23 protein-coding genes are annotated in these 25,563 nt (G+C 37.6%); 19 read left to right on the top strand and 4 right to left on the bottom strand.

From position 1 onward, the window contains the following. Positions 1-152: 152 nt before the first annotated feature. From D569_RS0113355 to D569_RS0113345, 3 genes are all read right to left on the bottom strand, one after another. Positions 153-1,793, bottom strand: coding sequence for a methyl-accepting chemotaxis protein (locus D569_RS0113355; RefSeq protein WP_018932936.1), 1,641 nt, complete (start codon positions 1,791-1,793; stop codon positions 153-155). An 18-nt stretch (positions 1,794-1,811) separates the two neighbouring features. Then, positions 1,812-2,789, bottom strand: coding sequence for a BMP family lipoprotein (locus D569_RS0113350; protein ID WP_018932935.1), 978 nt, complete (start codon positions 2,787-2,789; stop codon positions 1,812-1,814). Positions 2,790-2,989: 200 nt separating this feature from the next. Then, entirely contained in the window at positions 2,990-3,556 is a 567-nt protein-coding gene (locus tag D569_RS0113345; protein WP_018932934.1) for a Maf family nucleotide pyrophosphatase, read from the bottom strand. 123 nt (positions 3,557-3,679) lie between these two features. Here D569_RS0113345 and D569_RS0113340 point away from each other — a divergent pair, with 123 nt between their 5' ends. The 13 genes from D569_RS0113340 to D569_RS22870 all read left to right on the top strand — a co-directional run bounded on the left by D569_RS0113340 (position 3,680) and on the right by D569_RS22870 (position 20,326). Beyond that, positions 3,680-4,606, top strand: a complete 927-nt coding sequence (locus D569_RS0113340; RefSeq protein WP_018932933.1) for a hypothetical protein — start codon at positions 3,680-3,682, stop codon at positions 4,604-4,606. Further along, positions 4,607-4,987: a MazG nucleotide pyrophosphohydrolase domain-containing protein gene (locus D569_RS0113335; RefSeq protein ID WP_018932932.1), complete on the top strand. Its 381-nt coding sequence runs from the start codon at positions 4,607-4,609 to the stop codon at positions 4,985-4,987. A gap of 152 nt (positions 4,988-5,139) precedes the next feature. Beyond that, positions 5,140-7,524 (top strand): type 1 glutamine amidotransferase family protein, encoded by a 2,385-nt coding sequence (locus D569_RS0113330; RefSeq protein WP_018932931.1) that lies wholly within the window; start codon positions 5,140-5,142, stop codon positions 7,522-7,524. Further along, positions 7,521-8,453: an ABC transporter ATP-binding protein gene (locus tag D569_RS0113325; RefSeq protein ID WP_018932930.1), complete on the top strand. Its 933-nt coding sequence runs from the start codon at positions 7,521-7,523 to the stop codon at positions 8,451-8,453. The genes D569_RS0113330 and D569_RS0113325 overlap by 4 nt, the downstream gene beginning before the upstream one ends. After that, positions 8,454-9,335, top strand: coding sequence for an ABC transporter permease (locus D569_RS0113320; RefSeq protein WP_018932929.1), 882 nt, complete (start codon positions 8,454-8,456; stop codon positions 9,333-9,335). It begins immediately after the preceding gene. Positions 9,336-9,338: 3 nt separating this feature from the next. Continuing rightward, positions 9,339-10,952 carry a hypothetical protein gene (locus tag D569_RS0113315; RefSeq protein WP_018932928.1) on the top strand — a complete coding sequence of 538 codons (1,614 nt, stop codon included), beginning with the start codon at positions 9,339-9,341 and terminating at the stop codon, positions 10,950-10,952. 2 nt (positions 10,953-10,954) lie between these two features. Next, entirely contained in the window at positions 10,955-11,950 is a 996-nt protein-coding gene (locus D569_RS0113310; protein ID WP_018932927.1) for an AAA family ATPase, read from the top strand. Beyond that, complete coding sequence (locus tag D569_RS0113305) at positions 11,941-12,873, top strand: DUF58 domain-containing protein (RefSeq protein ID WP_018932926.1); 933 nt, start codon at positions 11,941-11,943, stop codon at positions 12,871-12,873. The genes D569_RS0113310 and D569_RS0113305 overlap by 10 nt, the downstream gene beginning before the upstream one ends. A 4-nt stretch (positions 12,874-12,877) precedes the next feature. Then, positions 12,878-14,707 carry a vWA domain-containing protein gene (locus tag D569_RS0113300; protein WP_018932925.1) on the top strand — a complete coding sequence of 610 codons (1,830 nt, stop codon included), beginning with the start codon at positions 12,878-12,880 and terminating at the stop codon, positions 14,705-14,707. Beyond that, a complete protein-coding gene (locus D569_RS0113295) occupies positions 14,688-17,486 on the top strand; it encodes a VWA domain-containing protein (RefSeq protein WP_018932924.1) in 2,799 nt (932 codons plus the stop codon). The genes D569_RS0113300 and D569_RS0113295 overlap by 20 nt, the downstream gene beginning before the upstream one ends. A gap of 297 nt (positions 17,487-17,783) precedes the next feature. Next, complete coding sequence (gene abnA, locus D569_RS0113290; RefSeq protein ID WP_033404942.1) at positions 17,784-18,746, top strand: arabinan endo-1,5-alpha-L-arabinosidase AbnA; 963 nt, start codon at positions 17,784-17,786, stop codon at positions 18,744-18,746. 91 nt (positions 18,747-18,837) lie between these two features. Beyond that, complete coding sequence (cypC, locus tag D569_RS0113285; protein WP_018932922.1) at positions 18,838-20,082, top strand: CYP152 family fatty-acid peroxygenase CypC; 1,245 nt, start codon at positions 18,838-18,840, stop codon at positions 20,080-20,082. A gap of 16 nt (positions 20,083-20,098) precedes the next feature. After that, entirely contained in the window at positions 20,099-20,326 is a 228-nt protein-coding gene (locus D569_RS22870; protein ID WP_018932921.1) for a hypothetical protein, read from the top strand. Between the two features lie 70 nt (positions 20,327-20,396). On the opposite strand, the gene D569_RS0113275 is transcribed toward D569_RS22870, so the two are convergent. Further along, a complete protein-coding gene (locus D569_RS0113275) occupies positions 20,397-21,239 on the bottom strand; it encodes an aldo/keto reductase (protein ID WP_018932920.1) in 843 nt (280 codons plus the stop codon). A 124-nt stretch (positions 21,240-21,363) separates the two neighbouring features. Here D569_RS0113275 and D569_RS23640 point away from each other — a divergent pair, with 124 nt between their 5' ends. From D569_RS23640 to D569_RS0113245, 6 genes are all read left to right on the top strand, one after another. Further along, on the top strand, positions 21,364-21,894 hold the full coding sequence (locus tag D569_RS23640) for a DUF6241 domain-containing protein (RefSeq protein ID WP_018932919.1): 531 nt from the start codon (positions 21,364-21,366) through the stop codon (positions 21,892-21,894). Between the two features lie 473 nt (positions 21,895-22,367). Then, positions 22,368-22,757, top strand: a complete 390-nt coding sequence (locus D569_RS22860) for a DUF6220 domain-containing protein (RefSeq protein ID WP_018932918.1) — start codon at positions 22,368-22,370, stop codon at positions 22,755-22,757. Further along, positions 22,754-22,945 (top strand): DUF5957 family protein, encoded by a 192-nt coding sequence (locus D569_RS0113260; protein ID WP_018932917.1) that lies wholly within the window; start codon positions 22,754-22,756, stop codon positions 22,943-22,945. Before D569_RS22860 ends, D569_RS0113260 begins: the two co-directional genes overlap by 4 nt. Positions 22,946-22,999: 54 nt before the next feature. Continuing rightward, positions 23,000-24,085: a sensor histidine kinase gene (locus D569_RS0113255; RefSeq protein ID WP_018932916.1), complete on the top strand. Its 1,086-nt coding sequence runs from the start codon at positions 23,000-23,002 to the stop codon at positions 24,083-24,085. Beyond that, positions 24,082-24,771: a response regulator transcription factor gene (locus D569_RS0113250; protein ID WP_018932915.1), complete on the top strand. Its 690-nt coding sequence runs from the start codon at positions 24,082-24,084 to the stop codon at positions 24,769-24,771. Before D569_RS0113255 ends, D569_RS0113250 begins: the two co-directional genes overlap by 4 nt. 15 nt (positions 24,772-24,786) lie before the next feature. Beyond that, positions 24,787-25,503: an AAA family ATPase gene (locus D569_RS0113245; RefSeq protein ID WP_018932914.1), complete on the top strand. Its 717-nt coding sequence runs from the start codon at positions 24,787-24,789 to the stop codon at positions 25,501-25,503. Positions 25,504-25,563: the final 60 nt, after the last annotated feature.

Here is a 25,563-nt window from a genome sequence, read left to right as displayed (position 1 = left end):
TGGATATATTTTTTGTATTTTCACAATACCTTAGTTTTATCTTAACATAAAATAGGAGTTAATTCTAAAATATCCCAACTCCTATTTTATAAAAAATAGCATACCAATCACTAATGTAACTGGTATGCCATGACGTATAGCAATCTATTTTACTAGATTTTAAATCGACTTACTTTATCCTGTAATTCTTGTGCCATTTCTGCTAACACTTTAGTAGCAGCTGATACTTCTTGAATAGAGGCGGTTTGTTCCTCCGTCGCACTAGCCACTTCCTGAGAGTGATGAGCAGTTTTTTCAGTAATGGTTGAAACGTGATTCATTGATGTAACGAGTGTTTCGTTATTGTTTTTCATTTGATCAAGTGAAGTCGTCACTTCCTCCATTCGTTCCTGAACATCTGTGACAACCTTTGTAATATTTCCGAATGCATCACTTGCTTCAGATACAAGGGAGGAACCTTGTTTCACTGCCTCATTTCCTGCTTCCATTGATTGTACTGCTTTACCAGTTGTTTGTTGCATCACCGCAATTAAATCATTTATTTGACGAGCGGATTGTCCGGATTCTTCTGCTAATTTTCTTACCTCATCAGCTACTACCGCAAAACCTTTTCCATGTTCTCCGGCACGTGCTGCTTCAATTGCTGCATTCAGTGCAAGCAAATTGGTTTGCTCAGCGATATCGGTTATCATATCGACGATTTTATTAATTTCTTGGGAATGATTATTTAGTCCTTCGATTACTTGGCCAGTGTCTTCGGTGTTTTGATTGATAATCGCCATTTGTTCGCTAACACGCTTCACTGTATCCATTCCTTGCTCAGATTGTTCTGAAGCATGATTGGAAGATTCTGTTGCACGTGAAATGCGAGTTGAGATAGCATCCATATCTTTTGAGATCTGTTCGACATTTCGGTTAGATTGATCAACATTATTAAGTTGTTGTTCAGATCCATCTGATACCTCTTGAATGGAATTGGCAATTTGCTCAGTAGCTGTTGACGTTTCATCAGCATTAGCACTTAATTGTTCTGCAGAAGCAGCGACACTTTGCGCTGTTTCTAATACATTAGCAATTAACTCTTTTAAATCTTGATTCATTCGGGCGAAACTATTATGTAACTGTCCAACTTCATCTTTCCGTGCTGTTTCTGCTATTGACCTAGTAAGATCACCATTGGAAATAGCGTCAGCATGATCGGTAAGTGTATAAATTGGTTTTACGATCCGATTTGTCGTGATAAAAGAAAAGCTGCCTGTTCCTAGTAGTAACACTATACCTGAGACAATCGTAAACAAGATGACCGAATCAATCTTTGTTTCTAGTTGTTGTTGTGCTTTTTGATAGTTTTCCTCTACGATTAATTGTAATAAATGAATATCGTTTTGAATGCCCCTAGTTCGAATCGACTGTTTTTTAGCTTCTGCTGCATCTTTTTCATCTAAAGCTACAGTGATATCATCGTTTAAAGTTGCTAATTTTTCTTCAATCCTGTCAATTTGATCTTCAGCTCTTTTGGTATTTGCTAATTCCGCTAAAATATCCGAACTTTTCTGTAAGCTTAATTGCACAGACTCTGCATCTGCATCTGTTTTGTTTAGAGAAAAGCTACTTAAGCCTTGCTCAACGGAGATTATCGCACTATTTAGTTTCTCTACATCCACAAGCTGCTCGACATTGTCATTATTGGAAGAGTGAATTTGTGTCATTTGAAATGCGATAAATCCGATAATAATACAGGCGATAGTCAAAGGTAATAGAGAGTTTAATCTTAATTTTTGTTTTAATTTCATGTGTTTCACCCTTTCTCCTTATTCGTTCACCGTAATCTCATTAGAGTTGATATCGTCTGTCAGCTCATTCAGCTGATTTTCTTCTTCTGATGTGAGAGAAAGAACACGAATAGGAGCTAATCCAACCCCGTCATCACTTAAACCTAATTCTAAATGTTCACTTGTTAGTTCACCATTTTCCACCAGTTCGGTAGCTAATGTGTACATCGCCACATCGATATTTTTCATCATAGATGTTACAACGGTATCTTCACCTAAATAATATTGATCAGAATCGACCCCAAATGAATAAATGCCTTTTTCTTGTGCTTGGTTGATTACACCAACACCTGTGAAACCTGCAGATGGATAAATATAATCTGCTCCTTCTTCGATTAGTTCAGCAGCAATTTCTTCACCAAGTTGATCATCTCCAAAGTCTCCAGCAAACTGGTCTAATACAGTTGCATCAGGATTTGTTGCAGCAACACCTTGTTTATAGCCGTTCAAAAATTTGCGGATGAGTGGAGTATCCTCACCACCAACAAATCCGACGATATCGGATTCAGTCTTCATACCAGCAATAGCACCGATCAGAAAACTTCCTTCATGTTCCTTAAAAGTTACGCTTGTTACATTTGGTAAATCTATCACACTATCAACAATAACGAACTGTTGATCAGGATATTCTTCTGCAGCTTTCTTTAAATCTTCTTCAATCATATATCCGAGACCGATAATTAAGTCATTGCCTTCCTCAATTAATTGGGTTAAACCAGTTTGATAGTCTCCGACTTCTGCCAATTCACGATAATTAAAAAGTATACCTAATTCATCACGTGCATGTTCCAATCCGTAAAAAGCAGAGTCACTAAAGGACTGGTCACCAAGTCCGACGTCCGACAACATAACACCGATTTTAACTTTGTCATCTATTGTAGATGAGTCAGTTTGCTCAGAGCAGCCTGCCATCACGATAAAAAGTGACAAAAATAATACTAAAGTCCATTTTCTCATTTGTTAACCTCCGGGATGTTAGAATTATATAGCTTGTTTTAAAAGGTATTTATACCTAAAACAACACATTCTAAAATAACATACTTTTTACTCATTATTCTATTGTTTTCAGTAAAATGTAATAGAATATTTACATGTAAACGCTTCTTTGCATAAAAAAAGGAAAGTGGCATCACTTTCCTGAGAAGCTTACTTATATTCTATCGGGGAAAAATCTCAAATTTACTTAACTCTCGTACTACACGAGAAATAGGTAGGCCGACAACGTTATAATAGTCACCAATAATCCCTTTTACAAACATCGCACCAACGCTTTGGATTCCGTAGCCACCAGCTTTATCATACGGTTCATCTGTTTCAATATAGGATATGATCTCTTCTTCTGTTAATGACCAAAATTCCACTTTAGTGTTTTCTACAAATACAACTTCCTGCTCTACAGAACGCAGCATCACACCAGTATATACTTCATGTGTTTTACCGTTCATCGCTTCAATCATTTTGTAGGCTGCTTGCTTATCTGCCGGTTTTTCGAAAATATTTTGTTGAAAGGAAACAACTGTATCCGAAGATAGAATTACTTCATCTTTGTCTTGAATCAGTACTTCTCTTCCTTTTAACATAGCAAGCTGTTTAACCTTTTCTGCTGGATCGGTTTCAGTAATTTGTGATTCATCGATATCAGGTTTCCTTATGGTAAAAGGGATATGTACTTGCTGTAATAATTCCTGTCTTCTAGGTGAGGAAGAAGCTAAAATTAGTTTCATGAATATACTCCTTTTTGGTTAATGATTTGTCCTTATCATAATTCCTTAATGAGTAAATCGCAACTTCACATCAATATGTTACAATATTTGTTAAAAGCGATTTTGTAGAGGGGAGGGAAAAGAGTGGAGAAGGAGCGATCCATCAAAGGTTTTCGGTTATTTATTCTAATAGCATTAATAGTAAGCTTGGTTATAAATGTTATGGTGATTTCTAAAATAACAAGTATGGAAGAAGATATTCGCTTTCTGACAGATAATCAATCAATGATAAGTAATAATGTGAACAGTCAATCTGATGTTATTCGGCAAGAATTAGAGCATTTTATTGAAGAGCAGAGTTGGATCAGTCCAATCAGAATGGAAACAAATGAGAAACAATTAGCAAATGGTAGTACGGATGTAACTTTCTCCTGGCAGCTCCAAGAGTTTCATCAAGATGCAAAAGTCATGTTTCATTATAAATATGGTGAGGCAAATGAGTTTACGGAAATATCAGCAAATGAAGAGGACACGGGTATGTTTCAAGTACAGATTCCGTTTGAAATGGACCTGAAACCTGAATGGCGGGTGAGTATAAGTGAATCAAATGTCAGTTCTCATTCATCTAGTCAAGTAGAGGTTAGCGGTCAAACAACCGAATCTGTAAAGAAAGAACCGGAAAATCAAATCAACTATTTTGTATCTGTTTTCCATGATGGAGTCATCAAACAAAGTGAACAACAATCGGAACATATCGATTACTTAGGAGCGAATAAATATGGTTCGTTGCATACTGATGTACATTTTAATGAAGATGGAGTGAGGCTACATGTTTACTATCACAATTTAGCTAACCAGGAAAATATTGTTGAAGAAGTAAATCTATTAAAATATCAAAACGATACACTTATGGAAGAAGAACAATTGACACTTCAAGACGAAGAAATGAGAGATCGACCATTTGATCTTGAACCATTTGAACAATATGACAATATGCGGTTAGTGCTTGAAGTTGCGTACACGGATGGTACAGTATTTGACAAACAAGTTTATCCTAATGAGGTGGAATAAATGAAAGAATTACAGAGGTATATGAAAACATATCATGAGGAATTGAATTGGGAAATTAGTGGTAATCATTATGAAGAAACGAAATCATCGTTATTACATAATTACATGCTTTTTTCTACAGAGGTAGCAGAAGTAGCGGAAGAATTAAGAAAGGCATTTAATCAAACAAATAAATGGATCAATCAAGGAAAAAGTGAAGCAGAAGCCTTCGAAATTGCCAAAGCAAATATAAAAGAAGACATCGGCAAAGAATTGGCGGATTGTCTAGCGTATATGACGAAATTTGCTAACTATTTTGAGATTGATATGGAGGATGCCTTTTATAAGAAGATGGAGGAAGTGAAACAACGGCAAAATAAAGATGTTGGTATTTCAAGGTGAATAAGGTGGTAATCAAGCTAACTCATTTACTCTGACTTTATAAAGTGAATATGTTGTTAGCTTATTAAAAAAAACAAGAAAGAATTCTGAATCAGAAATAAGAAACTGATAGCTAATTTTTTTCGTCTATAAAGATAAGAAGGGGGAGAAAGATGAAGAGACTAATTAATATCATCGGATTATTTGTGCTTCTTTTTATGTGTTTAGCCTATAGCGATACATCTACAGCATACGCCGATGAACAGGACAGGTTGGAAATAAAAGTTGAGACAGGAATAGATGGAAAAGCGAAAGAGGGTAAAGGATATCCTGTTACGTTAACGATTACGAACAATAAGGAAGATTTTAACGGGGATTTGGTTATTACACTTCCGGTTGTTAACAAAGTACTACCTGTAGACATTGCGTCCGGGACAACTAAAACTATTTCGTTCTCTATACAGGGAATGCAAGAAATGATGCATTATCAACCAAATGCTAACCAAAATGAACAGCTATTCCACTTATATGAAGGGGATTGGAAAGACAGGAATGAAGTAACGCTTGATTCTAATTTGGACTTAAATCCTACATACATACAACCGGATAAGTTAGTGATTGGTGTACTGTCTGATCGCCCAGACAGCTTGAATTACTTAAAGTTAACTTCTTTTTTTGGTAGTGATCCAGAGGTTATAAATTTAGATGAAAGTATGATAACTGATGACTCGTTAGGGTTGGATATATTTGATTTACTAGTCGTTAATGATTATTCAATTGCACAATTGCCCACCCAAAAGCAAGAGTCGATTAAAGAATGGGTGCAAAATGATGGAACACTTATTACAGGCAGTAAGCCAGGCCTAAAACAACAGTTTGGATCACTTGCAGATATATTGCCATTAACCATCACAGGTCAAGAAGAGGTTGAACAGATACGAGGATTTGAGGCTATATCTCAAGAACCAATTGAAGCGGATCGAATAGAGCTATTTACTGGAGAAGTCGATGAGGAAGCTGCTGTCTTGTATCAAGAGGGAGATATCCCATTAGTAATGGAAAAGAGGATTGGAAAGGGAGCGGTTACACAAGTTGCTTTCGATTTAGGACTTTCTCAACTAGCTGATTGGCAAGGAAATGATCCATTATGGCAGTCTATTGGAAGCGATAATGGTAATGTCGATGCTTATATGAATAATATAGGTATGCGTACTGTTGATCGCTTAAGGGACATCTCAAGAACTTTTCCAACCTTAGCCAACCTTAAAGTTTCAACACTGGCTATCTTATTTACAGTATATCTGTTAGTGATTATTCCAGTCCTTTATTTTGTGTTAAAACGAATGGATAAGCGTGAGTGGGCGTGGATTATTATTCCTGTTTTTGCCATTGTGTCAAGCGTTGGCTTATATATTATTGGGGCAAAAGACCGTGGTGGTGCTATCAAAACGAATGTAATGTCTGTGATTTCCTTAGATGAACAGGGAATGGGTAGCGGTGAAGGAGTTATATCAATGCTATCGAAAGGATCCGGCTCTTACACGTTATCCATGGATTCTACCTTTAATCCAATACCATCTGAGGATTTATATGGTCCGCAGAAAACGTATGCTGATCTACCTTTTCTCGAAACAGAAGAAAATAAGGAAAACGTACACTTTCAGCAAGTTGAGTTTTGGTCACCTCGAAGTGTAGCATTTGATCAGCCTGTAAAAGAATATGGTCAAATCTCATCTAGTTTTTCGTTTGCGAATGGTACTATTTCTGGTCAAGTTACCAGTAATTTTGAATTTGATTTGCATGATGTATATTTAATTAGCGGTCAGAACTATCAGGAAATAGGTAAATTAGCTGCTGGAGAGACTAAAGAAGTAAGTTTTAGTTCGGAAAATCAGGACTATTTCCAACAACCTACAGAACAAGTCGCTTATAACTTATTTGGTCATCCTGGTCAAACAGGGCTACAAAATGAAGAGCAAATAAAGGCTGAACTTTTATCTGTGGCAATTCGTAACGAAATCGATCGTAATGTGAATACACCAATGTTAATCGGCTTTACAGATCAGTCACTTGTTCCAGTAACGATTAATGGAGATGAGACAAATCAAAATAATCATCACCTGATTATGCAGCCAACTACGATTGATTTAGCAGATGATGAAACGAGCGCTTTATCCATGGATTTGCAGATGCCAACCGTATCCATTGATCAGGGACAAATTTATCATAATGGTATCGAACAGGGCGATCCGTTCATTGAAGTAAGTGCTGGCTCTTACTTATTAACGTATGAGCTTCCAACGGTATTACGTGAGCGTTCTTTTCAAATGGATGAATTAGCTATCCGTTTGCCAAACAATCGTAATGGTCTAACATTCTCTTTATATAACAAACAAAGTGATTCCTATGACAGTATCGATCAGAACTTCGTTTCTTATGATCAAAATGCTGCTGCAGATTATCTAAATCAAAATCAAATTCTCATTCAAGTTAGTGCAGCTTCGGATGGTCCCATTGATGTGCCAACTGTAACGTTGGAAGGAGTGATAAACCCATGATTGAAATCCAAAATTTAACGAAACGATATGGTTCATTTACAGCACTTGATAACCTTAATCTGAGCATCGATAAAGGTACGGTTTTTGGGTTTGTTGGTCCGAACGGTGCTGGTAAGTCAACAACTTTTTCTATTTTAGCTACTCTACTAAGACCGAGTGAAGGAACAGCATATATCAGTGGCTATGATGTCACGAAAGACCCAAAACAAGTTCGTAAATCGATTGGGTATGTGCCGGACTTCTTTGGAGTGTATGATCAATTTAAAGTACATGAATATTTAGATTTTTATGGTACCAGCTATGGTATTCCAAGTGCAGAAAGAAAAGTGATTATTCCACAATTATTAGAATTAGTCAATCTAACAGAAAAAATCGATGCTTATGTTGACTTGTTATCAAGGGGGATGAAACAGCGCTTGTGCTTAGCAAGGGCATTAATTCATGATCCGGAAATTTTAATACTAGATGAACCAGCTTCTGGTCTCGACCCGCGTGCTAGAGTTGAAATGAGAGGGATATTAAGAGAACTGAAAAATATGGATAAAACAATCATCATTTCATCACATATTCTCCCGGAATTATCAGAATTATGTGATGAATTAGGAGTTATTGAACATGGTCAATTAATTGCCCATGGTAATGTGAACCAAATTGAAAATCAATTACAAGCACAAAAAGTGTTGCTTGTTACAGTGAAAGACAATGTAGAACAAGCAATATCCTTTTTTGAAAATGATGAAAATGTACTTGAGGTTGATCATGATGGAGAAGATAATCAACTCTTACAATTATCTTATCAAGGAACAGAAGATGAGCAGGTGACATTATTGAAACAAGCGATCGAACATGGGTTACCGATTTTAACCCTTTCACAAAAGCAAACCAATTTAGAAGATATCTTTATGGAAATAACTAAGGGGGGTGAGTAAATGAGTCGATTACAATCCATGTTAATTAACCCGGTCTTAAACAAAGAAATAAAATTGAGGTTTCGTTCGTTTAAAAATTTTCTAGGTATCTTCTTATTTCTAGCTATTTGTGGAGCGGTGTGTTTAGCATTTATTTATATCGAAACTCAGTTCTCGCACGATGGTTTTACAGCATCAGATAGTAGAAATTTATTTATTCTGCTTTCGATGGGACAGCTTGGCTTAATTGTCTTTATTACTCCCGGTCTGACAGCAGGTGCTATTAGTGGAGAAAGGGAAAAGCAGACGCTCAATATAATGTTAACGACACAACAATCATCGACATCGATTATCTTAAGTAAACTGTTTTCCTCGATTTTATTTTTAATTCTCATGCTAGTGGCATCTTTACCATTGTACAGTATCGTTTTTCTTTATGGTGGTGTTTCCCCCCAAACGGTATTTGTCATGTTTGGTTTTTTATTGTTAACCATGTTGACTATTGGAAGCATCGGTATTATGTTTTCGACGATAATGAAAAGAACCATAATCTCTACGATTACCACTTATGGATTTATGTTATTTTTACTGGTAGGAACATTGATTATTTTTTTAATAGTTCTGCGCTTAATTTTAGGGTTTTCGCAAGGAACACCAGGCACTGGACAAAGTAATAATATCCTTCCATACTTTGTGCTCATGCTTAATCCGGCTGTTTCGATGTTTTCGTCGTTACAATCAAATATGTTTATGTATGAATTTCAACAATTAGGGATTAATTGGCCGTTGTGGGTCGGTTATACAATTGCTTATATCGTCATTTCATTGTTTTCTTTACTAATTGCGATTAACAAGCTACGACCTAATATGAAAGCCAAGTCAAAAAAGATGAAGAAGGGATAATGTATGGATCAGCACGATCATTTTTTTCGGTTGCTAAAAGAAGTGAAAAGAAAACTATGGATCCAAGCATTGATTCATAGTTTATATCTTGCACTAACAACTTGTGCAGGTATTCCTTTGTTATGGATTTTGGCTAGTCGATTTTTTGTTATTCCTTTTTTAGAGAACAAAGTCGTTATTACTATAGGTATTGTGATTGTCGCTTTATTCCTATATCTTGTATGGAAAAGGCCGACCAATTTGGATGCAGTTAGGAAGTTGGATCAACATGACTTGGATGATCGGGTAATGACTACTTATCACTTTATGGATGAAACATCGGCTATTGCCAATTTGCAGCGAAAAGACACACTAAACAAAATGCGACAAGTCATACCTACTATCAAAGCAGAGAAGATTGCTTGGTTCCAATGGAAGAAACTAGCTGTTACAGGCAGTCTGCTGTTACTCGTATACCTTGGATCGGCATTTCCTAATGATGTTATGGAAACTGCAGAGAATAGGGAAGAAGAAATTGAAATAGTAAAAGAAAACAAAGAAAAAGTCGAACAGTATACAGAAGAACATAAAGAAAAAGTTGGTGAAGAAGCAGAAAAAGAGCTAGATGAGCTACTTGAAGAAGTGGAACAGGCAAAACAAGCAGAGGAAATCAATAAGGAACTGTTAAAAGCAGAGGAACAACTGAACGAACTGAAAGAAAAAGCTGAAACGAGTCAAAATCAATTAAATGAGTTATCAGAACAATTGCGGCAAGAAGGGCTAAATAATCTTGCACAAGCTACCAGTAATCGTAATGTGGATCAAATCGAAAAGCAGATGGCTGAGCTGCAGGAGCGATTGGATGATTTTAGTGAGGAAGAATTACAAGCATTACAGGAAAAGTTACAGTCCATAGCGGACGTCATGGGAAAAGATAGTGAAGCATTGGCGGAAGGGACGTTATCCAAGGAACAACTAGATGAGTTAATCTCAAACTTGGAAGGTGATTTAAAGAAAATAGTAAATTCTGCTGAAAATCAAGCGATGCTTGCAGAAGCACAACAAGATCTTCAACAACTTGCAAAAAATATGAATGGACAAATGACAACTGCTGGTCTCACTCCTTCAAGTTCGCTTTCATTTTCAAACGGAAGTCCGTCATCGGGTAATAGCGCTGGAGGAAGTGGACAATCAACTGAGAATGACCAACAAGAAGGTTCTAGTTCACAATCTGGAAATGGAAGTGGATCTAATTCAGGAAGTGGCAGTGGTTCCGGATCTGGGAATGGCTCAGGCTCTGGAACAGGCTCTGGCTCCGGCACCGGTTCAGGAAGTGGTTCAGGATCTGGTAACGGTGCTGGTTTAGGCGATGGTAATCGTCAACTATCGGTACCTCAAAACTTAGATGGTGAACAAAATCAAGAAATAGATAATGGAGAACTTGGTTCTGGACCTAGTGAAAAACAAGTTGCGCCAAATGCACCAATACTGCCTGGTGAAGTTCGTTCATATGATGAAGTATATCAGCACTATGAAAATACGTATCGTCAAGCGTTAGAACGAAATGATTATCCTGACCATTTACAAGAGATAATTAAGGAATACTTTTCTGACATTAAGCCAGCGGAGGAGAACTGAAGATGGAAGAAATAAATGAACAAGAATTGAGTGAAGTAAAGGAAAAGATAGAATTAGTCAAAAAGGAGATTCGTCGCTTTATCGTAGGGCAAGATGATGTGATCGAACAGCTCTTATGGGGGATCTTTGCTGAAGGGCATGTGTTATTAGAAGGACTACCTGGTCTTGGGAAAACAATGCTCGTTCGGAAAATATCAGAAGTAATGGACTTAAGATTTTCGCGGGTACAATTTACTCCTGATTTAATGCCATCAGATATTACGGGTACAAATATGATTCAACCTAATGAGAATGGTGGGCAGTCTTTTGTATTTCATCAGGGACCACTTTTTTCGAATATTGTATTAGCGGATGAAATTAACCGTGCTACACCGAAAACACAGAGTGCATTGCTTGAAGCGATGGGGGAGAAAACGGTGACCGTGATGGGAGAAATGCACCGATTACCAAAACCATTTTTTGTCCTTGCTACACAAAACCCGATTGAATTGGAAGGAACTTACCCATTACCAGAAGCACAGATGGATCGCTTTGTGATGAAAATTAATGTCGCTTATCCAACTCGTGAAGAGCTAAAAGAAATTGCCAATCGGACAACTGGTTCAATTATTCCTCCATTAGAAAAAATAGTTGATGACTCCTATGTTGTCCATGTCCAACAACTAGCGAAACACATATTGGTAGCAGATAATGTATTAGATTATGCTGTCAATCTGACCATGGCAACACATCCTGATTATAAACTTGCAATAGAAAATGTCCGTAAATATGTGGATTACGGTTCAGGACCAAGAGGGATGCAAAGTTTAATTAGTATTGCAAAGGTTCGCGCATTGTTTGATGGACGTTACAATGTTTCCATTGGTGATATCAAAAAAGTGGCACACTCGGTATTAAGACATCGCCTCTTTTTGAATTTTGAAGGGGAAGCTAGTCAAATCAATAAAGATGAGTTAATTACAGAATTACTTGAATCGATTGAAGGGGGATGCACGTAAATAATGAAATGCTGCTCGCGGAAAAGAAAGGTTGTGATCCGATGAACGCGCTTTTATCACCAGTTTTAACGAAGCGTCTTGCTAACTTTAAACTTACCTCCAAGCAAATAGTTAGGGGAGGGCATAAGGGTGAGCGTCGATCACAACGGCTTGGCTCATCATTAGAGTTTTCCGACTATCGATTGTACAGTCCTGGCGATGACTTAAGACAAATTGATTGGAACACATTTGCAAGAACAAACAAATTTTATATTAAACGGTTTTTGGATGAACAAGAGCTTTCCGTTTCGATTTATTTAGATTGTACGAAATCAATGGGAATCGTTAAGGGAAAATGGTTAAGAGCCAAGCAACTTGCAGCAGCATGTTCTTTTTTGACATTGGCAAATGCGGATCGTCTACGTTTTACACCGATAGCTTCTCCTTCTAACACGTATCCAGATACGAAAGGGAAAGCCATGATCAACCATGTCATTGATTTTATCGATCAGGTATCTATTGCACCTGATGAAGAACGGTTTGGTCAACAACTACTGCACAAATCTCGGGCTGGGAAAAAAGGATCTTTAACTATTTTGATTAGTGATTTTTTAGATGATCCAGATAATTTGTTCTCGGCATTGAAACAAATGCAGGCTCGTCATCAACAAGTATTACTTTTACAAGTTGTTTTACCAGAAGAAATGAATCCGGACTATGTAGGTGATTTGCAACTGATTGATATTGAGACGACGAAATATCGAGAAGTATCCATGTCCCAAAAGGTGATTGATCAATACAAGCAACTATTTGAAAATCATACTAACCAAATGAAGTCATTCTGCCAAAAACGAGGTATGGAATTGATTGTTTGCCCTACCTCCCAAAGCTTAGAAGAAACAGTTTTTTCGACATTGATGCATAAAGGATGGCTCAGGAGGTGATGAGATGGGTTTTTTAGCACCAATTTCTTTCTGGTTTTTTAGTGCTATTCCGATTTTACTTTTATTTTATTTTTTTAAAAAGCAATTTGATCAACAAACTATCTCATCTATATATCTTTGGGAGCGAACCTTTCAGGAGTGGGAATCAGATCATTGGTGGCACAAGTTGCAGAAGAATATCCTCTTGTTGTTGCAACTTCTGATTCTATTATTTCTTATTTTTGCGCTCACTCGTCCTTATCTGGAAAGTGAAAGGGTAAGTGGTGATCATTTGGTGATTGTCTTTGATACATCTGCGACAATGATGACAGAACAAAATGGAACAACAAGGTTAGTGGAAGCAAAAGAGCAAGCAGAGGAATTAATCGATCAGTTAGGGGCAGGGCATCAGGTAAGTGTGATACATGCTCAGAAAGATCCAGTCATACTTACTGCTAACCAGACAGATCATCATGCCGTTCGTGATTCTATCAGAGAGTTAGAGGTATCCTATCAGACTGAAAATCTTCAAGATAGTTTGCAACTAGCACAATCTCTGATTCAACAGGGAACAGGTGAGATACATATTTATACGGATAGCTTGGACAAAGAAAGTATAGCTGATCAACATTTGACGCAACCTGTTACCGTCCACAACAGTGATGAAATCTCTAAAAATATCTCTCTGCAAACGTTTGGGGTAAAGCAAGGAGATGATCACGTCTCTGCGATTATAAACGTTGCAAATCAATCATCACAATCTTCAGAGGTTACGCTAACAATAAGTCATGAAGACAATGTGTTAAAACAAATAACCGAGGATATCTCAGCAAATGAACAACAAACGATTCGAGTCGATCAGTTACCTGAACATGATTATTACCAAGTTGAAATAGAAGAAGATGCTTATCCGCTTGATAATCTTATCTATGCTTTATTACCTAAACAAGAGTCCCCGTCTATTTATGTAGCTGGTGAGGCAAATCCGTTTATCGAACAAGCACTACTATCAGCGGGACACAATGTTTCGACGATAACAAAGTCTGAAAATGGAGAATACGCATTTCCAGAACATCAACCAGAGAACATTTATCTTTTAGCTGGTGTTGAAGCAGATCAATGGCCTGTCGGACCTAAGCTTATTATTTCTCCTGTAACTGGAGGACCTTTTGAAGTAAAAGCTAAACAGGAATTAGATTTTGGCTTAAAGCAAGCGAGTGATACACCGCTGTTATCTTTTGCGGCTGTGCGAAACGTATATTTAGGACAGGCTTTTCCTGTTAATAATTGGCATGATTTACAACCACTTGTACAAAGTGGGGACCAGACTATCATCGCGCAAGGATTCTATGAGAACGATCCGATGATTTTTTTTGCATTTGATTTTCAAGATTCGGACTGGCCTTTGCAACCAGAATTTCCAATTTTGATAGCAAATAGTATCACAGAATTAGTAGGAAGTGGATCGAGTTTAGGATATTATACACCACAAGAGACGACGGAGATCAATCTTTCCACAACGACAAATGAAGCGACAATTGAACAGTTGGACGGTGAAGTAGTGCAACAAATAGAGCTTGGTGAACGGGAAGTAACAATGCCTAGTAAACCAGGAATCTATCAGCTTCATGAAAAAACGAATATTGGATCTATTCAACGTCACTTTGTCGTGCAGTTGGATCAGGAAGAAAGAATAAGTAAAGCAGCTGAATCCTTTTCTATTAGTGGTGAAGGGGACGAGGAAAGGACAACAGAGCTATCCAAGCGAGAAATATGGAGGATATTTGCTGTACTAGCTTTATTGATATTGTTTATCGAATGGGAGGTGTATCGACGTGGCATTACAGGTCGATAATCCCTTGTGGCTTCTTGGTTTAATACCAATGATTGTCGTTCTTTATTTATATGGCCGCTCAAATGCATTACTTTCTGGTGGAAGAAAAATCGTCTTGCTCGTTTTGCGCACTTTAGTTTTTACCCTAATTATTTTAGCGTTAGCAGGTGTGCAAATACTATCGCCGATTCAACAAATAGCAACTGTATTTGTTGTGGACTCCTCACATAGTATGGTTGAAAAAGAGGAAACGGTGTTAGAACAGGTCAATGCTGCGATTCAGGCTAAAGCACCAGAGGATCAAACAGGCATTGTGTCTACTGGTAGAGAAGCGGTAGTTGAAACACCTCTATCTAGTCAAGTAAATCGTATGGAGTCATTTCAAACAGCTGTCAATCGTTCGTATACGAACTTGGCCTCTGGTCTACAGCTTGCAGGAAGTATGTTTTCTCAAGATGTTAAAGGTCGAGTGGTGTTAATGACAGATGGAAATGAAAATATCAATGATGCTGTCAGACAAGCAAGCTATTTGCATAGACAGGATTATATTGTCGATGTTCTCCCTTTTTCACCTACTTACAAGGAGGATGTGGCGATTTCTTCATTTGATGTTCCAGAAAATATTTATTTAGGTGAACAGGCTACTCTTTCGATGACAATCGACAGCAGTATCAATACGACAACTCAAGTAAGAATCATGATGGATGGAGAAACCATTATTGAGCAAAGCGTTGAATTGAACGAAGGAAGTAATCAACTGTCATTTAATCATCTCATTTCAACCGATGGATTTCATACATTTCGTGCGGAAATTGTCAGTGAAGAGGATCAAGTGATCGAAAATAATCAGTTGTCCGCTTTTGCTGAAACAAAAGGTGTGCCAAACGTTTTGATTGTAGAAGGGAAAAGTGGCGTAGCGGCTAATGTGGAAAATGTACTAGATGCTTCAGCTATTCAAATTGAAACCATTCCATCAGAGTTATTGCCTGGACAATTAAGTAATTATTTAAAATACGACTCTATAATATTCAGTAATGTATCTGCTCATACGATTACTGGTCAGCAAATGGAGCTAATTGAACGCGCGGTAAAAGATTTTGGAGTTGGTTTCATGATGACAGGTGGTGATCAATCCTTTGGTGTTGGTGGCTATTTTAAAACACCAATTGAACGAGTATTACCAGTTGATATGGAGTTAAAAGGGGAAAAGGAACTTCCTTCATTAGGGCTATCCATTGTACTTGATAAGTCAGGCAGTATGTCGGGAAATAAAATGGCGTTAGCACGTGAAGCCGCAGCACGATCGGTAGAGTTGTTGAGAGAGAAAGATACGCTCGGTGTCACTGCTTTTGATGGGACACCATGGGAAGTAGTAGAACTGGGACCAATTAATGAGAAGGAAGAAGTATTAAATAAAATTCGGTCGATAACAGCAAGTGGTGGAACAGATATATTTACACCGTTATCACAATCTTATGATCAAATGGAGCCATTAGATTTAAAGCGAAAACATGTGATTCTATTAACGGATGGACAATCCGCTACTACGATCAATTATCGAAAAATGATCGAAGAAGCTTTTGAATCAGGAATTACATTATCCACGGTAGCGATCGGAATGGAAGCAGATGGACCGTTGTTACAAGAAATGGCAGAGTTAGGTGGCGGTCGTTTTTATGAAGTGCAAAATAATTCTAGTATTCCAACGATTTTATCGAGAGAAACATCCTTAGTAACCCAAACATATATTGAGGACGATCCTTTTTATCCATCTTTAGTCAATGGGTATGAATGGGGATCTTATTTTGAAAAGACCGTCCCACAAATGAATGCCTATATTGCCACAACTCCAAAAGGCCGTGCTCAACAAATTTTAGTAAGTGAGAAAGATGATCCAGTCCTCGCTAGATGGCAGTATGGATTAGGTAAAACGATTGCTTGGACTTCAGACTTGTCTGGTGAATGGGCAGGTAGTTGGCCAAGTTGGGAGAATTGGTCCGCCCTTTGGAATGATATGGTCACTTGGACTTTTCCGCAATATCAAAAAGAGTCCTATCAAGTGTCGAAAGAGATCGAAGGAAATCAAGTAACGTTAAACGTAACAGCTGCTGACAACCAAGCTGCCAATCTAAATGCCAGCCTAATTAGTGAAACAGGGGAAGAAGTGGACTTCAGCTTACAACCGAAAGCTCCTGGGGAGTATCAGGGCAGTTTTGAAGCAAATGAATCCGGCGTTTATTTTCTGCAAATTACTGAACAAGAAAATGAGGAAGTTGTCAGTTCATTTAAAACAGGAGTAGTTGTTCCATATTCAGAGGAATATACTTTTACTCCTACTAACGAACAGGTAATCGAAGAAATTGCATCTGCCGGCGGTGGTAAAGTAGTCGGAAATTTAGATGATGTTTTTTCTTCGGAAGGTTTACCGCCTCGTTATGATAAACAAGATATATTTTATTATTTGTTGGCAATAGCATTATTGTTATTTATGTTAGATGTAGCAGTTAGACGATTTCGATTCAATTTTGCTTTTGTAACGAAAATGAGTTCACGTTTTCAAGACGGGCGAAATAAGGTAAATGAAGTCACGCAAAAAAGATCGAGACAACTAAGTCAGTTAAAACAAGCATCATCGAAACAAACGACTTCTCCACCTAAACAGGAGCGAGCTAAGATAAATGATGTACCATTAGTAAAACCCAAACAAACAAGGCCAAGCGATACATCTAATAAAGAAGGAGAAAGCAGAGAGGAAAAAATGGCTCGATTATTAAATGCTAAAAAACAAAGGTCGAAATAAGTTAGCAACAACTTGAGGTCAATGATTTTGTTATTTCATCCAAAAGCATGTCATTTGAGCGTTAAGTGTTAAGAGGACATCTGTTGGTTTTCATATTGTTAAACAATGCTTTAAATACAGCTTCAGTTATAATTATTAACGGAACAGATGTCCTATTGATACTAGTTCTGAAGAAGTATTTTCGACTCCAATAATTAACATATAGTGCAAATAGTGTTATAATCCTCATTAAATAAGTATGCGGTTAATATTACGAAATAATGAAAGCGCATACTTAATGATAAGGTTAAGGAGTGGATGAGTTTGAAAAGTTATTGGAAAGTATTGTTGTTTGTTTTAGTATTTTTCGGTGTTTCCAGTGTATCGGTATCGGCGGCATTTTGGGAAATGGATGAACATCCGATGATTCATGATCCTTCTCTTATCAAAGAGGGAGATACTTGGTGGACGTTTGGGACAGGAGAGGAAAATGGTAATGGAATAAGGGTTTTATACTCGCACGATGGTTTGAATTGGAATGAGGCACCTGTAGTGTTTCCTGAACCTCTAAGCTGGTGGAGTGATTATGTTCCAAATCATGCAAGCGCACAGTGGGCTCCAGATATTCAATATTTTAATGGGAGATACTGGTTATACTATTCTGTCTCTTCCTTTGGTTCTAATCAGTCATTAATCGGTCTGCTTTCAACAGATAGTATAGCTTCAGGTAACTGGAGAGATGATGGCTTAGTCGTTCGTTCAACAACGTCAGATAATTTTAATGCAATTGACGGTGATTTGGTAATTGATGAATACGGCAACCCATGGTTATCCTTTGGTTCCTATTGGAGTGGTATTAAACTTACGAGATTGGATGCTAATACGATGAAGCCGACAGGGCAGCTATATTCGATTGCAGCAAGACCTGATCATCCAGAAGGTGCAGTAGAGGCACCAAGTATTACTTATCGAGACGGTTATTATTACTTATTTGTTTCATTTGATAAGTGTTGTAGTGGTTTGGATAGTACGTATAAAGTTGCGGTTGGTCGTTCTTCCAACATTACAGGTCCATATGTAGATAAATTAGGTCGAGATATGTTATATGGTGGAGGTACTATTTTTGACAATGGTAACGACAAGTGGATTGGGCCCGGACATCAAGATGTATACAATAATAATATTTTTGTGAGACATGCGTATGATGCAGACAGTAATGGTTTGCCACGATTATTAATAAACGATTTATATTGGGATAGTCAAGGTTGGCCAACATATTAAATAACAAGTATGGTCTTTTCCTTTATGGCTGTTTTAAAAATGAATTTTAGGGAAAAATGTTTGTAGTAAATCAGATCCTGGAGGGCTAAATATGTCAGATCATCAACAACTACCACAAGAAAAAGGATTAGACCATACTTTAGATCTGTTAAAAGAAGGCTACTATTTCATTATGAACCGTTCCAATAAATTTGATTCGCGAATTTTTGAAACAAGACTGCTCGGTGAAAAGGCTATCTGTTTGGTTGGCGAACAAGAGGCAAAATTGTTTTACGATAATGAAAAGTTCCAGCGTAAAAATGCAGCACCTGGTCGAATCCAGAAAACACTCTTTGGTAAAGGTGGGGTACAGGGGCTGGATGATCTAGACCACCGTTACCGCAAAGCAATGTTCATGTCGCTCATGACGGCCGATAAATTAGAAGAAATTCGCCAATTCACACGAGAAGAGTGGAAAAATCAATTGTTTGACGTACAGAATGATGTGAACGTATATGAAGCGGCTAAGTATGTATTGACACGAGTGGCTTTACGATGGACGGGAATCCCTTTTCAGAAGGAGGAAGCAGATCAATGGGTCGATGAGTTTAGTGATTTGTTCGAACATGCTGCAGATGTGGGACCGAAGCATTGGAAGGCAAGGAGATCTAGACAAAAGGCAGAAGGATGGTTGGAGGATCTCGTTCAACAGGTTCGCAAAGAAACGATAAATGTGGATCAAGACCGTGCCTTATATCAATTTTCTTTGCATAAAGATCCTAACGGAGAATTATTAAAACCTACTATCGTTGCGGTGGAGTTATTAAATTTATTAAGACCAATCGTTGCCATTGCTGTTTATATAGATTTTGCATTGTTAGCGATGCATGATTATCCAGCTGAAGCCGAACGTATTCGTGAAGGTAATGGTCGCGAATTCATTCAGGAGGTACGTCGTTTTTATCCTTTCTTCCCTTTTACAGCTGCAAGGGTAAAACAAGACTTTACTTGGAATAATTACGAATTTAAAAAAGGGACACTAACATTGCTTGATTTATATGGTACCAACCATGACCCTGTTATCTGGGAAGAGCCAAATCGATTTAAGCCAGAGCGTTTTCAGAACTGGCAAGGCAATCCATTTTCGTTCATACCACAAGGGGGTGGTGAATTTGATATTGGTCATCGCTGTGCAGGCGAGTGGATTACGATCGACATCTTACATGAAACAGTAGACTTTTTCAGTAAGGAAATTTCATTCGATTTCCCTGAACAGGATTTCAATTACAGTATGAATGATATCCCAGCTTTGCCACAAAGCAATATCATCATTACCAACATCCAGATCATACAATAAAAAAAGGAAGGTGCTAATGATGGGGGAGGAACGTAAAAATAAACAAGTAGAGCAAAAAGAAACGGTCGATAACAAACGGAAAAGTGTTAACGATGAGAAACGGCCAGAACTGTACAAGTTTAAGGAGCAACAACTAGTCGATGATATTCCACTAAGAGATTTGGAAATTGAAGAGAAGAATCTCAAAGATAAGAAGAATAGCCAGAACACTTCACAATCAGAAGAAAAGTATAAAGGAAAATAGTGCCGAATGAAAGAGGGTGCCCCTAACGTTTAGGTGGCACCCTCTTTGTATGAAATAGTATTTGATTGGTTTAAAATTCTTCATATTCTGCTGGGTTCTGGTCGTTAATTCTGCCATCCGCTCTTGTTAGTTTCCCGATCATTTCCATATCTTCATAGTCTAATGCAAAGTCAAAGATAGAAATATTTTCGACCTGTCTAGTTGGTGAAGTAGATTTCGGAATCGTCACCGCACCGAGCTGATAATGCCAACGCAAAATAACTTGTGCGACAGACTTGTTATATTTATGTGCAACATATTGAAGTGTTTCATTCTCCATCGTATGTTTGGCACGATAGAGAGGACTCCACGATTCTGTGACAATACCGTGCTCCTCATGCCATTTTCGTTGCTCTTCCTGGTTAAAGAATGGATGTAACTCAATTTGATTGATGCTCGGGAGGACGCCTGTTTCTTCTTCTAATCTTTCAAGATGCTCTGGTAAGAAGTTACTTACACCAATGGAGCGGATCAATCCCCATTTCTTTGCATCAATCAATGCTTGCCATGCTTCCACATAGTGATCCTGTTTCGGATTCGGCCAGTGAATTAAATATAAGTCAAAGTAATCTAAATTGGCACGGAATAATGATTCTTGAATCGCTTCTACAGCCTCGTCATATTGGTGATAACGTCCTGGCAGTTTAGAGGCAACTTGTAGTTGTTCTCTAGATATATTAGATCTGCGGATACCTTCGCCAACCGCACCTTCGTTTTCATAATTATAAGCGGTATCTATTAACCTGTAACCATTTGAAATCGCACTAGCAATAGCAGTCGACCCTTGATTTCCTTTCATGTTAGCTGTACCGAAGCCAATAACGGGAATTTCTAGACCATCATGCAATTTAACGGAAGGAACTACATTACTCATTAAACCACTCCTCATTTAAATAATTCATTCTACATAAGTATTACCACCAAATATCAAAGTCAACACATTAAAGAGACTTGATTTTTGGTATATTTTTGGATATGTTAATTATGGAGGTATTGGAATGAAAAGTAAATTATTAGGTATTATTGGATGGGTAGTTACTATTGGATTTGCGATAGGTGTTCTTGGTTTTGCAATATTTATTCTTTTTGCTTTATTATCTGAGGATGATGTGGCAAATGACGATGAGCCACAAGAAGAAATGACAGCAGAAGTGGATATGGAAGTTAGTGAGGCAGATATTGAGGAAGAAGTACAGGAAGTGAACACTGACAGTATTCAAAGTGAAGCTAATTTTATGGATACTTTACATCATATGACACATCAAAAAATTCATGCTGAAGATAAGTGGGGGGCTATAGAAATCACGGATGAAAGAATAGACTTAATGCTCGAAACAGCAAAAAACTCTGATTTTACCCATCGTGATTTTTATATTGAGGCTTTAACAGCGTGGCAAAACGGTGATTTCAGTAATGCGGTAGAAGTACATAATTATATTTGGGAACTAAAGAATGGTACCGTTGGCAGAGCATTACGATTGTATACCGAAGAGGAAGAACAACAGTATATAGATAAATATTTTCGATAATTCGCCTAGTGCGGATTATTTTTTTGTCTAGAAAATTAGCTATTTCGATAAAAATTGATGCGCTGTCTAAACGACGTGTATTATTTATCGCGGAAAACTTTCATTCTTCTTGTTAGATTTCCCTGTAATTTCATTGTTATCGGGAAAACCTCTTACTTAAGTAGATTGATTTCCCGGTTATTTCAACTTTACCGGGAAATCTTACAAATACATTCCTCGTTTTTCCTTGTAATATATACACATTTTGTAAGTGAAAACAACTGTGTTAACTCATGCTATCGTTGTAGAGCATGATCATAGCGAAGGGCTGCCAACTTCCAATCATGTGGGAATTGTTTGACCTGAAATATCCGCTTTTTTGAGCGGATTTTGTTCGTTTTTTCTTATTTAAGAAAAAATTAAGAATTAGCTAAGAGGGAGTTTAGATTCTAACGATAGACTGTGCTTAAAGTCAATCAAAGGAGGAAGAATCTATGCGAATTCCAATTGTGAAAATCTTATATTTCGCACTCACTGTCATCTTTACACTAATGATAACAACGCAAATTATTTTAGCAGGAATGGCGATATTTATTCATCCAATGCATTGGGCAAATCACACGTTTTTTATTCATCTGTTTGGTTTTAATGTGCCGTTACTACTGCTAATTGTTGCCTGGTTAGCAAAACTACCAAGAGTGGTATACTGGCAGATTTTCGGATTGATGCTGATGATGTTTTTTATGTATTTCTCTGCAAATATTGCAGGAAAGCTTCCGTGGTTTGCAGCGTTACATCCAGTAATAGGAACTAGTCTATTATTATTGTCATTTTGGATGGTTATTCAAGCAAAATTTTATCTAAAAAAGGAGAATCAATCATGAGAACTTTTATCGCTATTATAGTAGGATTAATAGGAGGTTTTGTGTTAGGAATTGCTTTATCGAGCTTAATTGGTATTTTAGGAGTGACGATCTTTAACACGCCAATCGGAATAAAGTTTCTGCCTTATTATACAGCTATTATTTGTGCGATCCTTGTACCATTCCTGGATCACAAGAAGACGAACTAAATTGGCTTATCCGTTCTTTCTTTATTATAATCTAACAAAAGGCAGGTGCAGCTGATGTCGATAAAAAAAAGATTATTGTTGTCCAATATAGCGATGATCATCATACCAGTGGTCGGCTTTTTAATCATCGAGATTTTGTTAGGTTATCTTTTTTTCGTGATGGGAAATCTAGAACCTGAAGGGGATAGCCTGCAAAGGTTTATGAGTTACCGATTGGTGGCAATTATTCTTTTATTAATGGTCACGAATGGCTTGTTGACTTACTTTGTATCAAGGACGATCATTAAACCGATTAAACGATTGAACGAAGCCGCAGAAAAAATAAAACAAGGTGACCTGGACCATAACATACAATCCAAGAAAAAGGATGAACTCGGTCAATTATCCAATACGTTTGAAGAAATGAGAATAAGTTTAAAACAGGCGAAGGAAACCCAGGCAAAATATGAAGCAAACCGCCAAGAATTAATTGCTAGTATCTCTCATGATTTACGGACACCGGTGACATCGATTAAAGGATATGTTCAAGGAGTAATGGACGGCGTTGCGGACTCGCCTGAAAAATTAGATCGCTATATGCAGACGATTTATGACAAAACGGACCAGCTAGAAAAAATGGTTGATGAGCTCTTTATATATTCGAAGCTAGATTTAGATCGAATGCCATTTCAGTTTGAAGTGCTTGATATTAATGCCTATTTAGACGATATTATCGAGGAATTAACGTTTCAATATAACCAGATAACTTTGGAGTTTATTGCGGACAAGGGACAAAACTTTTTAGTGAAAGCGGATCGTGAGCAATTACACCGAGCGATTATGAATGTCATTACTAACAGTGTTAAATATATCGACAAAAAGAAAGCTATGATCAGAATTAGGCTAACAGAACAAAGCGAACATGTTATGATAGCTGTAGAAGATAATGGAAGTGGAATCAGTGAAAACGAACTTCCTTATATATTTGACCGCTTCTACCGGACAGATACATCACGGAATTCAAGAACAGGGGGAAGCGGTCTTGGACTTGCGATTGTGAAAAAGATTATCGAAGCACATGGCGGCACTATTTGGGCGGATAGTGAGCCTGGTCATGGTACGACTATTTATTTTCAATTGAAAAAAGGTGAACAAAAATGACCAAGATATTAATTATTGAAGATGAAGAAAGTATTGCAGAATTACAGCGGGACTATTTAGAATTAAGTGGTTTCGAGGTGGATATCGCAACAACTGGTAGTGAAGGTTTAACCTTGGCCAAGCAAGAATCTTATGCACTGATTTTACTAGATTTAATGTTGCCTGAAATTGATGGCTTTAAGCTTTGTGAACACTTCAGAGAAACATTAGACATCCCGATTTTAATGGTAACCGCAAGAAAAGAAGATATTGATAAGATAAAAGGGTTTAACCGCGGAGCTGATGACTATATCGTCAAACCATTTAATCCGAATGAGCTTGTTGCCAGAGTAAAGGCACATATATCCCGATATCAGCGGCTAACACAACGAGAAAAAACAAGTCCACTCATCGAATTCAAAGGGTTGACTATCGATCACCCATCAAGAAGAGTCTATCTGGATGAAGTAGAACTGACGTTGACCGCCAAAGAGTATGATTTATTATATTTCCTTGCGACGAATCCTAACCAGGTATTCACGAAAGATCACCTTTTAGAAAAAATCTGGGGCTTGGATGCGGTCGGTGACAGCTCCACGGTAACGGTGCACATTCGTAAAATCCGAGAGAAGATCGAACGAGATCCCTCACAACCAACTTTTATTGAAACGATCTGGGGTGTTGGTTATCGTTTTAAAAAAGAGTAGAAAGTTGGTGAGAATATGTATTTAAAACGAATCACACTAGAGAAAGATAAAAATATTGATGATCGTTACCCTTTTTCTATCCCAGTAATAAAAAGGTTAGAGCAATTGGATATCACCAGTAATGTGACTTTTTTTGTCGGGGAGAACGGGTCAGGTAAATCAACATTACTAGAGGGTATTGCTGATAAATGTGGATTTAATACAGCTGGTGGGGGACGTAATAATTATTTTGAGGTACATGAAGCTCAGTCAGCATTAGGAGATTATATTACATTGTCATGGATGCCGAAAGTAACAAACGGGTTCTTTTTACGAGCAGAAACGTTTCATCATTTTGCTACCCATATTGATTCGCTTGATGGAGGTGACTTGTCTTATGGCGGTAAGTCACTACATCATCAGTCACACGGTGAGTCCTTTCTATCATTGTTTCAACATCGCTTTCATCAACAAGCGATTTATTTATTGGATGAGCCGGAAGCTGCCTTATCCCCCCAGCGACAACTTGCTTTCTTAAGGATATTGCATGATTTATCAGCAAACGGTGATAGTCAATTCATTATCGCAACCCATTCGCCGATTTTGCTAGGGTATCCGGAGGCGACCATTTTTAGTTTTGATGATGACCGTATTCAGGAAGTTGCTTATGAGAATACGGATCATTATCAAATCACTCGTTATTTTTTAGAACATCGGGAACGGTTTTTGCATGAGATTTTGAAGGACGAATAGTATAGAAGAAGAACACTCGACAAGTAGAATAAAAGTCGAATTTTAAATTCTTTTTTAGAT

Origin of the sequence: Gracilibacillus lacisalsi DSM 19029, from assembly GCF_000377765.1 — a bacterium.
In the GTDB taxonomy this organism is placed as follows: Bacteria; Bacillota; Bacilli; order Bacillales; family Amphibacillaceae; genus Gracilibacillus; species Gracilibacillus lacisalsi.
This window is presented reverse-complemented; position numbering and strand designations above follow the sequence as displayed.